The sequence below is a fragment of the Demequina iriomotensis genome, assembly GCF_000971395.1.
Taxonomy (GTDB): Bacteria; Actinomycetota; Actinomycetes; order Actinomycetales; family Demequinaceae; genus Demequina; species Demequina iriomotensis.
Window position 1 is genome coordinate 1 of the sequence record NZ_BBME01000019.1, and the last position, 13973, is coordinate 13973.

At 73.3% G+C, this 13973-nt stretch carries 14 protein-coding genes; 6 read left to right on the forward strand and 8 right to left on the reverse strand.

Going from position 1 to position 13973, the window contains the following annotated elements:
• Positions 1-96: 96 nt before the first annotated feature.
• The 5 genes from AOM09_RS12890 to hemE all read right to left on the reverse strand — a co-directional run bounded on the left by AOM09_RS12890 (position 97) and on the right by hemE (position 5028).
• On the reverse strand, positions 97-576 hold the full coding sequence (locus tag AOM09_RS12890; protein ID WP_156162368.1) for a hypothetical protein: 480 nt from the start codon (positions 574-576) through the stop codon (positions 97-99).
• A gap of 189 nt (positions 577-765) precedes the next feature.
• Positions 766-1950 carry a ferrochelatase gene (locus AOM09_RS12895; RefSeq protein WP_062389264.1) on the reverse strand — a complete coding sequence of 395 codons (1185 nt, stop codon included), beginning with the start codon at positions 1948-1950 and terminating at the stop codon, positions 766-768.
• A complete protein-coding gene (hemQ, locus tag AOM09_RS12900) occupies positions 1947-2621 on the reverse strand; it encodes a hydrogen peroxide-dependent heme synthase (RefSeq protein WP_228375144.1) in 675 nt (224 codons plus the stop codon). Before hemQ ends, AOM09_RS12895 begins: the two co-directional genes overlap by 4 nt.
• Before the next feature lie 48 nt (positions 2622-2669).
• A complete protein-coding gene (locus AOM09_RS12905) occupies positions 2670-3950 on the reverse strand; it encodes a protoporphyrinogen/coproporphyrinogen oxidase (RefSeq protein ID WP_062389268.1) in 1281 nt (426 codons plus the stop codon).
• Positions 3943-5028, reverse strand: coding sequence for a uroporphyrinogen decarboxylase (gene hemE / locus AOM09_RS12910; RefSeq protein WP_062389271.1), 1086 nt, complete (start codon positions 5026-5028; stop codon positions 3943-3945). The genes AOM09_RS12905 and hemE overlap by 8 nt, the downstream gene beginning before the upstream one ends.
• Before the next feature lie 45 nt (positions 5029-5073).
• On the opposite strand from hemE, the gene AOM09_RS12915 reads away from it, so the two are divergent.
• From AOM09_RS12915 to AOM09_RS12935, 5 genes are all read left to right on the forward strand, one after another.
• On the forward strand, positions 5074-6378 hold the full coding sequence (locus AOM09_RS12915) for a glutamyl-tRNA reductase (RefSeq protein ID WP_062389273.1): 1305 nt from the start codon (positions 5074-5076) through the stop codon (positions 6376-6378).
• Between the two features lie 125 nt (positions 6379-6503).
• Positions 6504-7499, forward strand: a complete 996-nt coding sequence (locus AOM09_RS12920) for a FecCD family ABC transporter permease (protein WP_062389275.1) — start codon at positions 6504-6506, stop codon at positions 7497-7499.
• A complete protein-coding gene (locus AOM09_RS12925; protein WP_062389277.1) occupies positions 7496-8527 on the forward strand; it encodes a FecCD family ABC transporter permease in 1032 nt (343 codons plus the stop codon). The genes AOM09_RS12920 and AOM09_RS12925 overlap by 4 nt, the downstream gene beginning before the upstream one ends.
• Positions 8524-9318 (forward strand): ABC transporter ATP-binding protein, encoded by a 795-nt coding sequence (locus AOM09_RS12930; RefSeq protein WP_062389280.1) that lies wholly within the window; start codon positions 8524-8526, stop codon positions 9316-9318. The genes AOM09_RS12925 and AOM09_RS12930 overlap by 4 nt, the downstream gene beginning before the upstream one ends.
• Before the next feature lie 89 nt (positions 9319-9407).
• Positions 9408-10481: an ABC transporter substrate-binding protein gene (locus tag AOM09_RS12935; RefSeq protein WP_062389282.1), complete on the forward strand. Its 1074-nt coding sequence runs from the start codon at positions 9408-9410 to the stop codon at positions 10479-10481.
• Positions 10482-10561: 80 nt separating this feature from the next.
• On the opposite strand, the gene phoH2 is transcribed toward AOM09_RS12935, so the two are convergent.
• Both phoH2 and AOM09_RS12945 read right to left on the reverse strand, forming a co-directional pair.
• Entirely contained in the window at positions 10562-11818 is a 1257-nt protein-coding gene (gene phoH2, locus AOM09_RS12940; RefSeq protein ID WP_439645000.1) for an RNA 5'-3' helicase PhoH2, read from the reverse strand.
• 434 nt (positions 11819-12252) lie between these two features.
• On the reverse strand, positions 12253-13017 hold the full coding sequence (locus tag AOM09_RS12945) for an isoprenyl transferase (RefSeq protein WP_062389458.1): 765 nt from the start codon (positions 13015-13017) through the stop codon (positions 12253-12255).
• A 76-nt stretch (positions 13018-13093) separates the two neighbouring features.
• Here AOM09_RS12945 and trhA point away from each other — a divergent pair, with 76 nt between their 5' ends.
• Positions 13094-13750, forward strand: a complete 657-nt coding sequence (trhA, locus tag AOM09_RS12950; RefSeq protein WP_062389287.1) for a PAQR family membrane homeostasis protein TrhA — start codon at positions 13094-13096, stop codon at positions 13748-13750.
• On the opposite strand, the gene AOM09_RS15260 is transcribed toward trhA, so the two are convergent.
• Positions 13685-13954: a hypothetical protein gene (locus tag AOM09_RS15260; RefSeq protein ID WP_062389290.1), complete on the reverse strand. Its 270-nt coding sequence runs from the start codon at positions 13952-13954 to the stop codon at positions 13685-13687. The genes trhA and AOM09_RS15260 overlap by 66 nt on opposite strands.
• Between the last annotated feature and the right edge of the window lie 19 nt (positions 13955-13973).

A 13973-nucleotide genomic window follows, 5' to 3' on the forward strand; every position in this document is an offset into this window, starting at 1 on the left:
CGTGGAGGGTGGGGCGGGGACGCCGAAGGGCCCCGGGGTGCTCCCCGGGGCCCTTCTTCCGTCCTCGCCGACCGTCCCAGTGCCGGGAGGAGGTCCTTACGCCGCGGACACCTCGCGGCACAGCTCCTCCACCAGGCACGCCGCCTGCGCGTCGCGCGCGGCCGCCTCGAGCGCGTCCTCGTCCAGCTCGGCGGAGAGCACCTGGACCACGCTCACGTCGAGCAGCAGGTCCTCGCGCACCACGGCGTGCGCCTCCTCGGGCCAGTCCCCTCGCTCGCGCAGGCACGCCGCCGTCTCCTGGGCGCTCAGGCGCGTGGCGAAGTAGCGCATCCCGCCGCACGTGAGCATGCCGCCGGCGTACGTGGCGCCCACGAAGTCGACCGACTCGACGTGCGGCTCGCAGCCCTCGACCCACGCGGCCATGAGCTGGCGGAAGCCGTCCACGCACATCGCGCCGTGCGGGTGCTCCCCCACCACCACCGCGTGACCGTGGGTGGTCGCCAGGCGCACCTGCGACAGCGGCGCGGCGCCGGCGATCGCGGCGACGTCGGTGAGTGCCTCACGGGTCATCGTCATGGCCGCCACTGTAGACGGCCACGAGCGATTAATGCAACACCGTCGTTGCGTTATAAGCGAAGCCCCGGAACTGACAGTGCCAACGGATCCGGACCCGACACGCCGTGCAAGGAAGCGCATCGTGCCCGCGCCCGCGGCGTGGCGCCGCGAGTTCCGTTGGCACTGTCAGAGGTGGGGACAGAGGAGTGGTCAGCAGGAGGCGATGGTCGCCTTCGCCGCGCGGCCCAGGCAGCAGTCCGTGGGGCACACGTCCTGCCACGGGCCCAGCCCGGTGAGCGCCTCGCGCGAGCGCGGCGTGCCGCCGGGCGCGACGTGCCGCTCCTCGACCAGGTCGACCAGCCCCGCGACGAACGCGGGGTCCACGCCCACCGTGGGCACGCGCACGGGGACGATGCCCCGCTCCTCGCACGTCTCCACGGCCTCGTTGTCGAGGTCCCAGGCGACCTCCATGTGGTCGGACACGAAGCCGATGGGCGAGATCACGAGCCCCTTCACGTCCGGGTCGAGCGCCTCGATCGCATCGTTGATGTCGGGCTCGAGCCACGGGATCTCGGGCGAGCCCGACCGCGACTGGAACACCAGCGACCACGGCACGCCGGGGAACTCGTCCGCCACGCGGTCCATGACGAGCGCCGAGACGGCCCGCTGCTGCTCGACGTACCAGCCGCCGCCCGCGTACCACTCGTTCTCACCGCCCGTCGGCACGGGAGCACCGGACGGCAGCGCCTCGCGCGGTCCGGACACGTCGGCCGCGGCCGTCGGGATGGAGTGCGTCGCGAACATCACGTGCGCGCCGTCGAGCAGGCCCTGGTCGCGCAGCGAGGCGAGACCCGCGCGCACCGCGTCGACGTTGGGGTCCACGAACCCGGGGTGGTCGAAGTACTGACGCACCTTGTCGAGCTCGAGCACGCCCTCGAGGCCCGTCTCCGCGAGCGCGGTCGCGAGGTCCTCGCGGTACGCACGGCAGCCCGAGTAGCTCGAGAACGCGGTGGTGACGAGCACGAGGACGCGGCGGTGCCCGTCGGCGTGGATCTCCCGGAGCGCGTCGGAGAAGTACGGCGCCCAGAACCGGTTGCCCCAGTAGACGGGGAGGCCGAGCCCGCGCGAGGCGATCTCCGCCTCGAGCGCGGCCTTGAGGTCGCGGTTCTGCTCGTTGATCGGGCTGATGCCGCCGAAGTGCCGGTAGTGGTGCGACACCTCCTCGAGGCGCTCGTCGGGGATGCCGCGACCGCGCGTGACGTTGCGCAGGTACGGGATCACGTCGTCCTGGCCCTCGGGTCCGCCGAAGCCGGCGAGGAGGATCGCGTCGTAGGTGGTCGCGTCGAGGACGCGGGACGATGCGGCGAGCGGGGGAAGCGACGATGCGGCGGTCACGACGCGAGCACCTCCACGGCCTCCGCGGTGGTGACGCGGCGGCCGGTGTAGAACGGGAGCTCCTCGCGGACGTGGCGACGGGCCTCGGTGTAGCGCAGCTCGCGCATCATGTCGACCAGGTCCGTGACCTCGTCGGCCTCCATGGGCAGCAGCCACTCGTAGTCGCCGAGCGCGAACGCGGCGACGGTGTTGGCGACCACGTCCTTGAACGCGGCGCCCTTGATGCCGTGGTCGCGCAGCATCTGCGAGCGCTCCTCCTCCGGCAGCAGGTACCACTCGTACGAGCGCACGAACGGGTACACCGTGAGCCAGTTGCGCGGACGTTCGCCCCGCAGGAAGCCGGGCACGTGGCGCTTGTTGAACTCGGCGTCGCGGTGCACGCCCGCGGCGGACCAGGTGAGCTGGGTCTCGGCGAGCAGCTCGGTCGCGCGCAGCTCGCGCAGCGCGAGCTGGAGGTCCTCGAGGACGGGGCCGTGCAGCCACAGCATCACGGTGCCGTCGGCGCGCAGGCCCGACACGTCGTAGATGCCGCGCAGGACCACGTCGTGATCCGCCATCTCGGCGACGGCGGCGTCGAAGTGCTCGACCACCTCCGCCAGCTCTTCGTCGGGGGCGTGGAGCATGCCGTCGAGGACGGCGAACAGGGTGAAGCCTGAGGGGTTCTCGGTCATGCCCTCCATCTAACGATGGATCGGTCCCAGAAGGGAAACCGATAGGTCCTAGGTCCCGGGTGTCTCGGCGCCCACGATCGCCGCGAGGCCCGACAGCCCCGCCGCCGAGCCGACGAGCTCGAGCCCCGCGAGCGGGCGGCGATCCGCGACCGCCGCGGGCGACGCGTCGAGCCACTCGACCAGGGTCGAGGCGAGCACGCGCGACTGCGGGAGGTCCACGCCGAGCAGCCGGTTGGCGTCGGGCAGGGCGTGGGCGAGGAGGTCCTCGGCCGGGTCGGCGACGGCGTAGGACAGGCGGACGATGTGCCGGCCGCCGGCCGCGTCGCGCAGCCACGGCCACTTCGCGGTCGCATGCGTGAGCGCCTTGGCACGGGTGACGCCGCCGAGCGCGAGCACGCCGGTGCCGCGCGGGGACGCGTCGAGCTCGGGGGCCCGCAGCACCAGCGTCGCGAGCGCGACGCGGCGCTCCGGCGGCGCCTCGGGGAGCTCCGGCACCAGCGAGCGCGCCGCGGGCCGCGGCACCGCGAGCACCAGCGTGTCCGCGACGAGCGTGCCTCCGCCCGCGCGCACGCGCCACGCACCGTCGACGTGCTCCGCCGACTCCGCCCGCGTGGCGGCCACGAGGCGGACGCCGGCTTCGCGCGCCGAGTCCGCGAGCGCGGCCGTGAGCCGCCAGATCCCGCCGCGCAGCCCCATCACCGCGGCACCCGCCGGGGCGAGGCGGCGGCGGCGCTCCGCGAGCGCGAGCAGGCTGCCCGCCTCGCGCAGCTGGCGCGGCAGCGTCGGATCGATCGCCGCGAGGGGCAGCTCGTCGAGCGGCCGCGAGTACACGCCCGTCAGGACGGGCGCGACGAGCATGTCCGCGACGCGCTCGCCCAGCCGCGACCGGACGAGCGACCCGACCGTCGCATCGTCCGCCACCTCGCCCAGCGGCCGCGAGCGCTCGAGCGCGGCGTCCGCGGCGGCGCCCCAGCCGATGATCCGCCGCACCTCGTGGTGGAGCGGGCGCGTGGGGATGCCCAGCCAACCCGTGGTGGGCAGCGGGTAGGAGCGGTCGGGGCCGACCACCCAGGCGGGTGCGCGCGTCGGCGCGACGATGTCCGGGCCCAGCCCGAGCTCGCGCGCGAGCGCCTCGACGTGAGGCGTGCGCGTCGCGAAGGACTCGGCGCCCGCGTCGAGCTGCAGCCCCGCGAGGGACAGCGCGCTCACGCGGCCGCCCCAGCCGTCCCCCGCCTCGAGGACGGTGACGACGGCGCCGCGCCGCGCGTGACGGCGCGCCGCGAGCAGCCCCGCGACGCCCCCGCCGACGACGAGGACGCGCTCAGCCACGCGCGTGGACCAGATCGACGATGCGGTGGAGCACGTCGGGGTCCGTCTCCGGGGGCACGCCGTGGCCGAGGTTGACCACGTGGCCGGGCGCCTCGGAGCCGCGCGCGAGGACGTCGAGGACGTGCGCCTCGAGCACAGCGGCCGGAGCCGTGAGGCGCGCGGGGTCGATGTTGCCCTGGAGCGGGAAGGCGCCGTCGAGGATGCGGTTCGCCTCGTCGAGCGGCAGGCGGTAGTCGACGCCCATCGCGGTCGCGCCGGCGTCGGCCATGGGACGCAGCAGGTGCGAGCCGTGCGCGGCGAAGTGGATGCGCGGGACCGGCAGGTCCGCGACGGCCGCGAGCGCGGCCGCCGAGCCCGCCTGGCAGTGCGCGACGTAGTCCGCCGGGGCGAGCGAGCCCGCCCACGAGTCGAAGAGCTGCACGGCCGAGGCGCCCGCGAGCACCTGCGCGCGCAGGAACAGGCCCGCGGCGCGCGAGGTCCACGCGGTGAGCGCGTCCCACACCTCGGGGGCCTCGATCATGAGGCGGCGCGCGCCCAGGTGGTCGCGCGAGGGGCGCCCCTCGACCATGTAGGCGGCGAGCGTGAACGGCGCACCGGCGAAGCCGATGAGCGGCGTCGAACCGAGCTGGTTGACGGTGAGGCGTACCGCCTCGCGGATCGCGTCGAGTCCCGAGTCGAACGTGCCGCCGTCGCCGGGCTCCCCCAGCGCCGGCAGCGCCTCGACGTCCTCCATCGCGCGGATCGGGCGCGCGAACACGGGCCCGACGCCGGGCGCGATCTCCACGCCCACGCCCGCCACCTTCATCGGCACCACGATGTCGGAGAAGAAGATGCCGGCGTCGACGCCGTAGCGGCGCACGGGCTGGAGCGTGATCTCCGCCGCGAGCGCGGGGTCGAGGCACGACTCGAGCATCGTGGTGCCCTTGCGCACCTCGAGGTACTCCGGCAGCGAGCGGCCGGCCTGCCGCATGAACCACACCGGACGATGCGCGGGACGGTCGCCGCGCAGCGCGGCCAGGAGGGGGGCGTCGGCGACGATGCCGGTGGAGAGCGGGTGGGGGTCGGGCAGGACGGGCATGCTCACGATTCTGCCCTGTCGTGGTCCCGTGTCAGAATTGAGGCCGTGTCGTTCCTGTCCCTCGTCGCCTCGCACCGCAACCGCGAGCTCGCCGTGCTCGAGCAGCTCCAGGTCGGCGCGGACTCGCTCGCCGCGCGCCTGGTCGCGCAGGGCGGTCCCGTGGCCGGCGCCGTGGTGCTGCCGACGTGCAACCGCTTCGAGGTCTACGTCGAGACGGAGGATCCCGAGGCGGCCCGCGAGGCCATCGTCGACGCGATCGCGCACGCGAGCGCGCTGGACCCCGTCACGGTCGCCCAGGCGCTCACCCCGTTCGAGGACGACGATGCGATCCAGCACCTGCTGGCGGTGACCTCGGGCCTCGAGTCCATGGTCGTCGGCGAGCGCGAGATCAGCGGCCAGGTGCGCCGCGCGCACATCGAGGCGCAGAAGCGCCAGGAGATCAGCCCTCGGCTCGACCGCCTGTTCCAGTCCGCGCTGCGCACCTCGCGCGTGGTCGCCGCGTCGACGGGGCTGGGCACGTCCGGCCGTTCCGTCGTGTCGGTCGCGCTCGACCTCGCCGACGCCTCCGTCGACTGGGACGGCGCCCGCGTGATGCTCATCGGCACCGGGGCGCTCGCCGAGACCGCCGTGGGCACGCTCCATGGGCGCGGCGCGCGCGTCGACACGGTCTTCTCCCCGTCGGGGCGCGCGCAGGAGTTCGCGCTGCGTCACGGCCTCGAGGCGGTCGACCTCGACGGGCTCGAGCTCGCGATCCGCCAGGCCGACGTGGTGTTCGCCTGCTCGGGCGGCGAGTCCGTGGTGGTGACGCCCGCGCTGGTCGCGTCGGCGCGCCATGGCCTCGACACGCCGCTCACGCTCATCGACCTCGCGCTGCATCGCGACATCGCCCCCGGCGTGGGCGAGCTGCGCGGCGTGACCGTGGTCGGTCTCGACGACGTGGGCGCCTCCGCACCCGGCGAGTCCGTCGGCGCGATCGAGGCGGCGCGCTCGATCGTCGCGCACGCGGTCGCCCGGTTCGGCGACGGCGAGGCCGCGCGTTCGCTCGACCCCGCCGTGGTCGCGCTGCGCGAGCACGTCTTCGGCCTGCTCGAGCGTGAGGTCGCGCGCATCCGGCCCGGCGCGGGCGCCCCGCAGGACGCGATCGACCGCGCCGACGAGACCGAGGCCGCCCTGCGCCGCTTCGCGAAGACGCTGCTCCACACGCCGACGGTCCGGGCGCGCGAGCACGCCCAGGCGGGCGAGGCGACGCAGTACCTCGAGGCGATCCGCGCGCTTTACGGCATCGACGTCGCCGTGCCGGACGACGCCTGCCCGGTCACCGAGATCGACAACGGCTCGACGCACGGCTGACCGCCCGCCCCCGGTGCGGGCGGATTTAGGGAACCCTCACGTTTCCTAATCACCCTCGAATGCGCTAGGTTAGGCGGGCCTTACCGCGCACCTCGGCGTGCGCGCACCCCAGCCTGAGGAGACCGATGCGCACGCGTGCCCTGGTCGCGATCGGCGCCGTCGCGGCGTTGGTGATCGCGGTCGCGCTCTCGCTCGCGATCGGCGCACGATCGATCGACCTCGGCACGGTGTGGCAGGCCCTCGTCGACCTCGACCCGAGCGACCCCGAGCAGCTCATCGTGAGCGACCTGCGGGTCTCGCGCAGCGTCATCGGCATGCTCGCGGGCGCGGCGCTCGGCGTCGCCGGCGCGCTCATGCAGTCCCTCACGCGCAACCCGTTCGCCGATCCGGGCCTGCTGGGCATCAACGCCGGCGCGTCGCTCGCGGTGGTCGTCGCGCTCAGCACGGGCCTCGCTACGGGGTTCGCGGCCCAGGTGCCCATCGCCTTCGTGGGCGCCGGGCTCGCCGCGATCCTGGTCTACGCCATCGGCGCGCGAGGGGCCGCCGCGGGGGCGCCGGTGCGCCTCGCGCTCGCCGGGGTCGCCCTGACCTCGCTCATCTCGTCGATCACCTACGCGATCCTCATGGTCGACGAGGCGACGCTGGACCAGTACCGCATGTGGGTGGCCGGCTCCCTCACGGGGCGCGACCTCGACGACGTCATGCCCCTCATCCCCATCGTGCTCGTCGCGATCGCCGCCGCGCTCATCGCGTCGCGTCAGCTCGAGGCCGTCGCGCTCGGCGAGGACGCCGCGCGCGCGCTCGGCGTGAACATCGGCGCCATCCGGGCCGTCGTCATCGTGCTGGTCACGCTCCTCGCGGCGGCCGCGACCGCCGCCGCCGGCCCCATCATCTTCGTCGGCCTCGCGGTGCCGCACCTCGCGCGCGCGCTCGTCGGGGCCTCGCTGCCGTCGCTGCTCGTCGTGAGCGCGTTCGGGGGCGCGGCGCTCGTGCTCGTGTGCGACGTCATCGGTCGCGTCGTCGCCCCCCCGGGCGAGATCGGCGTCGGCATCACCACCGCGTTCATCGGAGGACTCATCTTCGCGCTCATGGCCCGGCGCATGAAGGTGGTCGAGCTGTGAGGATCCTCCGCATCGGTCCGCTGGGGATCACCACCCACCGCCGCACCTTCGCGGTGGGCCTCCTCATGCTCGCGGCCCTCGCCGCGCTGCTCGTGTACGCCATGGCGCACGGGCAGTCGAACCTCACGATCCTCGACTCGCTCAAGGGCATGGTCGGGATCTCGATCGGCTCGCCCGGCGACTTCATCGTCGGGCAGGTCCGCGCACCGCGGGCGCTCACCGCGATCCTCGTCGGGATGATGCTCGGCGTCTCGGGCGCGATCCTGCAGTCGCTCACGCGGAACCCGCTCGCCTCGCCCGACTTCATCGGCATCAGCATGGGCGCCGGCGCCGGCGCGGTCCTCACCCTCTGGCTCGTCGGCGCCTCGTCCCTCTGGGTCACCGCGGCGGGGGCGGTGGCCGGCGCGCTCCTCACCTCGGCGCTCATCCTGATCCTGTCCTGGCGGCGCGGCATCGTGCCCTTGCGCATGATCCTCGCGGGCATCGGCATCGGCTTCGTCATGCAGGCCGTGACGCAGTACGCGATCACCCGCATGGACGTCCACGACGCCGGCAACGCGCTCGGGTGGCTGGTCGGCTCGGTGACGGGCCGCACGTGGACCCACGTCGAGGCGTGCGCGGTGATGCTCGCGGTGCTGATGCCCATCGTGCTGTGGAACACGGGCGCGCTGCGCACCATGGAGATGGGCGACGATGCGGCGCGCGCCCTGGGCGTCCGCGTCACCGCGGCGCGCGGAACCCTCGCGGCCTGCTCGGTGCTGCTGGCCGCGGGCGCCGTCGCGGTGACGGGTCCCATCGGGTTCATCGCGCTCGTCGCGCCGGCGATCGCGCTGCGCCTCACGCGCAACGCCGGCGTCACCCTCATCCCGTCCGCGCTCATGGGCGCCCTGCTGCTGCTGGCCTCCGACCAGGTGGCGCAGGCGATGCCCGCGACGCTTCAGCTGCCCGTCGGCGTCTTCACGGCCGCCGTGGGCGCGCCGTACCTGATGTGGCTCGTGTGGCGAGCCTCGCGAGGAGGTCAGTCATGACTCGGCTCGAGACCCGGCAGGCGGTGATCGGCTACGGCGACACCACCATCGTCCACGGCGTCGACGTGCAGATCCCGGACGGCCGGATCACGGCGATCGTCGGCCCGAACGGCTGCGGCAAGTCGACGCTGCTGCGTGCGCTGGTGCGCCTCCTGTCCCCCTCGAGCGGCACCGTGCTGCTCGACGGCGAGGACATCCACCGCATCCACACGCGCGAGGTCGCGCGCCGGGTGGGGCTGCTGCCGCAGTCCCCCGTCGCCCCCGCGGGCATCACGGTGAAGGAGCTGGTCGCGCGCGGCCGCACGCCGCACCAGAAGGTGCTGCGCCCCTGGAGCGCCGAGGACGAGATGGCGGTGACCTCGGCGCTGCACTCGACGGCGCTCACGAGCATCCAGGACGCCGTGGTCGACGAGCTCTCCGGCGGCCAGCGCCAGCGCGCCTGGATCGCGATGACGCTCGCGCAGGACACCCCGCTGATGATCCTGGACGAGCCGACGACGTACCTGGACATCGCGCACCAGTACGACGTGATGGACCTGCTCCACCACCTCAACGAGCGGCAGGGCCGCACCATCGTCATGGTGGTCCACGACCTCCACCAGGCGGCCCGCTACGCCCACCACGTGATCGCGATGCGCGACGGCGTGGTCGCGGCGGCAGGCGCCCCCGCCGAGGTGTTCACCGAGGACCTCATCCGCGACGTGTTCTCCCTCGAGGCGCGCGTCCTCACCGACCCCGTGACCGGCACCCCCATGGTGGTGCCCGCGCACGGCCCCGGCGGAGCGCGATGAGCGCCCGCCCCGCACCGACGTCCCAGCAGGTCGCGCCCGGCGCGGCCGACCACCACCAGCCCCCCACTGATCCCCACGAAAGGACCAGCATGCACACCACCACCCAGCGACGCGCAGGCGTCATCGGCCTCGCCGCGGTCGCGGCCCTCACGCTCGCCGCCTGCTCGTCGAGCGCCTCGGAGGACGAGGCCACGGAGTCCGCCTCCGCGGAGCCGACCGCCGTCGCCGCCGACGCGGCGTTCCCCGTCACCCTTGACACCGCGATGGGCGAGGTCACCGTCGAGTCCGAGCCGCAGCGCGTGGTCACGCTCGGCTCGCACGAGCACGAGTACCTCTACGCGCTCGGCGTCGCGCCCGTCGCCGTGCCCGTGAGCTGGCAGGGCTACGAGAACGGCACCGGCCCGTGGGCCGAGGCCGACATGAACGCCGCCGGCGACGCCCCCGAGACCTTCGAGCCGGGAACCACCACGTACGATGCCGAGCTCATCGCGTCCTTCGAGCCGGACCTCATCATCGCGACTTACCCCAACCACACGATGACGCAGGAGGAGTACGACCTCCTCTCGGGCATCGCCCCCGTGGTGACCCGCCCGGCGACCGGCTCCGACGGCGCCGAGACCGTCGAGTGGGGCGTCACGCTCGCGGACGAGCTCTCGCTCCTCGCGCAGGCGACGGGCACCGAGGACGAGGCTGCGTCGATCATCGAGGAGCTCGACGGCGCGTTCGCCGAGGTCCGCGACGCGCACCCCGAGTGGGAGGGCCTCACCTCGCAGGTGGGCGGCTTCTACGAGGGTCAGGCGTTCGTCTACGCCGCCTCGGACACCCGCAACCAGTTCCTCGCCAACGTCGGCCTCGACGTGACCGCGGTCGAGGGCACGGACGCCGCGTGGCTGCAGATCAGCGCGGAGCAGCTCGACACGACGCTCGGCGACCTCGACTCCGTCGTGTGGCAGGTCGCGACCACGCCCGAGGCCAAGGACGAGCTCGAGGCGCTGCCGCTGTTCGCGTCGCTCAACGCGACCGAGACCAACGGCAACGTGTGGCTCACCGACACGGTCCTCGAGGGCGCGTTCTTCGCCAACTCGCCCTCGTCGATCCTCTACACGATCGACGGCATGGTGCCGCTGCTCGAGACGGCTCTCGAGGGCAAGACCGCCGAGTAGCACCCCACCGGCAGCACGATGCCCGGCTCCCCTGGTCGCCCAGGGGAGCCGGGCATCGTCGCATCCGGCGCGGGCGTCGGCTAGAGGTCGAGCCGCTCCAGCATGTCGGTCACCAGGGCCGCCACCGCCGAGCGCTCGGAGCGCTCGAGGGTGACGTGCGCGAAGAGCGGGTGACCCTTGAGCGCCTCGATGACCGCCGCGATGCCGTCGTGACGGCCGACGCGCAGGTTGTCGCGCTGCGCGACGTCGTGCGTGAGGACCACGCGCGAGTCCTGGCCGATGCGGCTCAGCATCGTGAGCAGCACGTTGCGCTCGAGCGACTGCGCCTCGTCCACGATCACGAACGCGTCGTGAAGCGAGCGCCCGCGGATGTGCGTGAGCGGCAGCACCTCGAGCATCCCGCGGGCCATGACCTCCTCGACCACCTCGGAGCTCACCATCGCGCCGAGCGTGTCGAAGACCGCCTGCGCCCACGGGTTCATCTTCTCGCCCGCGTCGCCGGGCAGGTACCCGAGGTCCTGGCCGCCCACCGCGTACAGCGGCCGGAACACCATGATCTTCTTGTGCTGGCGGCGCTCCATGACGGCCTCGAGGCCGGCGCACAGCGCGAGCGCGCTCTTGCCGGTGCCGGCGCGGCCTCCCATGGAGACGATGCCCACGGACTCGTCGAGCAGCAGGTCGATCGCGATCCGCTGCTCGGCGGAGCGCCCGTGGACCCCGAAGACCTCCTGGTCGCCGCGCACGAGCCGCACCGAGCCGTCCTCCGTGACGCGGCCGAGCGCGCTGCCCCGCGCCCCGTGGATCACCAGGCCCGTGTGCACCGGCAGCGAGGCGAGGTCCTCCCCGGACAGCGCCGGGTCGGGCGCCGTGAGGGACTCGTGCTCCCACAGCGACGCCATCTGCTCGTCGCTGATCTGGATCTCGCGCATGCCGGTCCAGCCGGACTCGACCGCCAGCTCGGCGCGGTACTCCTCCGCCTCGATGCCGAGCGCCGAGGCCTTGACGCGCATCGGCAGGTCCTTCGAGACCACCACCACGGACTCCCCCTCGGCGGCGAGGTTCGCCGCGACCGCGAGGATGCGGGTGTCGTTGTCGCCCAGGCGGAACCCGGACGGCAGCACCTCGGTGTCGGTGTGGTTGAGCTCGACGCGCAGCGTGCCGCCAACCTCGTTGACGTCGACCGGCTCGTCGAGCTTGCCGTGCAGCACGCGGAGGTCGTCGAGCATCCGCAGCGCGGAGCGCGCGAAGTAGCCGAGCTCGGGGTGGTGCCGTTTCGCCTCGAGCTCCGTGATGACGACCACGGGCAGCACCACCGCGTGCTCCGCGAAGCGCTTCATGGCACGCGGATCCGAGAGGAGGACCGAGGTGTCCAGCACGAAGGTGCGGACCGCCGTGGAGTCGGCGTTCTCGGTCGCGGTGGCGGGGACGGAGCGAGGCAAGGTGGTCAACAGGGCTCCCAGCGGTCGGGCCGCAGGGCGCCAGTCGCCCTGCGGCGATTGGTTACGTCGACATCTCCCGGATGTGACGGCGTTGTGTTCCCACGAGGCCGACGCTACGCCTGTTGACACCAGGTCAGGGAGGCGCGCCGGGCAGAATTCACATAGATGTAACTCGCCTCCCGCGCTCGGGCGTGTCCCTTTTCACCGCCGCGGCGGCGGCATCCAGGGACGACGCCCCCGGCGCCGCATCGCATCGTCGCGACCCCCGCACGGGCGCCGTGCGGCGTGTCGCGCGCGACACGCCGGGAGCCGTCGCCGGGACGATGCGCGGGCTACCGCCCGAGCCGGCGCTCGCGCTGCGAGAAGTCGCGCAGCGCGCGCAGGAAGTCGATGCGCCGGAAGTCCGGCCAGTAGACCTCGCAGAAGTAGAACTCCGAGTGGGCGCTCTGCCACAGGAGGAAGCCGCCCAGCCGCTGCTCGCCCGAGGTGCGGATCACCAGGTCGGGATCGGGCTGACCTTTGGTGTAGAGGTGGTCCGCGATGTGCTCCACCGAGAAGCTCTCCGCGACCTCCTCGAGCGAATGCCCCGCCTCGACGCCCGCCTTGAGGAAGCTGCGCACCGCCTCGGCGATCTCGTGCCGGCCGCCGTAGCCTACGGCCACGTTGACGTGCAGCCCCGTCGCGCCCGCGGAGCGGTCGACCGCGGCGGCCACGCGCGCGGCCGTGCCGTCGGGCAGCAGCGACGCGTCGCCCACGTGCCGGAGCCGCCACCGGCCGTCGTCGGCGAGCCGCTCGATGGCGGTCGCGATGATCTCGAGCAGCGGCGCGAGCTCCTGGGGATCGCGCTCGAGGTTGTCGGTCGACAGCATCCACAGCGTCACCACCTCGACGCCCGCGTCCTGCGACCACTCGAGCACCTCGGTGATCTTGTCGGCGCCGCGCTGGTGCCCGTGGGAGGCCGAGGCGCCGGCCTGGCGGGCCCAGCGGCGGTTGCCGTCGAGGATGACGCCGATGTGGCGCGGCGGGGCGCCGGTGCGCTTGAGCTCGCGCGCGAGGCGCTTCTCATAGGTCCCGTACAGGAGCGCGCTCAGGCCCATCGACATCCGTTCTCGCTCACCGGCAGAGGCTGGGTCAACCGTACCCCGGCCGCATAACCTACGGTATCGTAGGTTCATGGTCGAGAACCTCCCCGTGCCTGGTAAGCCCCTCATGCGCGGTTGGCTGCATCTGGGCGCCGCGCCGCTCGCCCTCATCGCAGGGCTGATCCTCACGGCGATCGCACCCACGCTCGCCGGACGCGTGTCGTTCGCGATCTTCACGCTGACGGCGGTGATGCTGTTCGGCACGTCCGCGATCTACCACCGCGGCGACTGGTCGGACACCACGCGCGCGGTGCTGCGCCGCATGGACCACGCGAACATCTTCCTCATCATCGCGGGCACCTACACGCCGCTCACGGTGCTGCTGCTCGAACCGCCCACGAGCGTGTGGGTGCTCGGCGTCGTCTGGGGCGGCGCCCTGCTCGGCCTGCTGTTCCGTGTGCTGTGGCTCGGCGCGCCGCGGTGGATGTACGTGCCGATCTACATCGCGCTCGGCTGGGTCGCGATCGGCTTCATCAAGCCGTTCTACGAGGCCGGCGGCGCCGCCGTCGTCACCCTCATCATCGTCGGCGGCCTGTGCTACACCGTGGGCGCGATCATCTACGGGACCAAGTGGCCCCGCGGCTCAACGCGCTACTTCGGCTTCCACGAGATCTTCCACGCGCTAACGATCGCCGGCTTCGCCTGTCACTTCGTCGCCGCCTCCCTCGCCGCCTTCCGCGTCGCCTGACGCGTCCTCGGGGGACGATGCGTCGGCCCCGTCGGGCGCATCGTCCACCGCCGCCTCGGCGGCGCGCGCGTCCCGCGCGTCCTGGGTACGGACCTTGCGCAGGTGCTTGCCCAGCGATCGGAACAGCAGGATGGCCGCGGCGACCATCGCGAACGTGGCGACGAAGGCGAGGAAGCCCGGGCCGCCGGTGAAGTCGGAATCCATGTCCACCTCTCTGACCGGA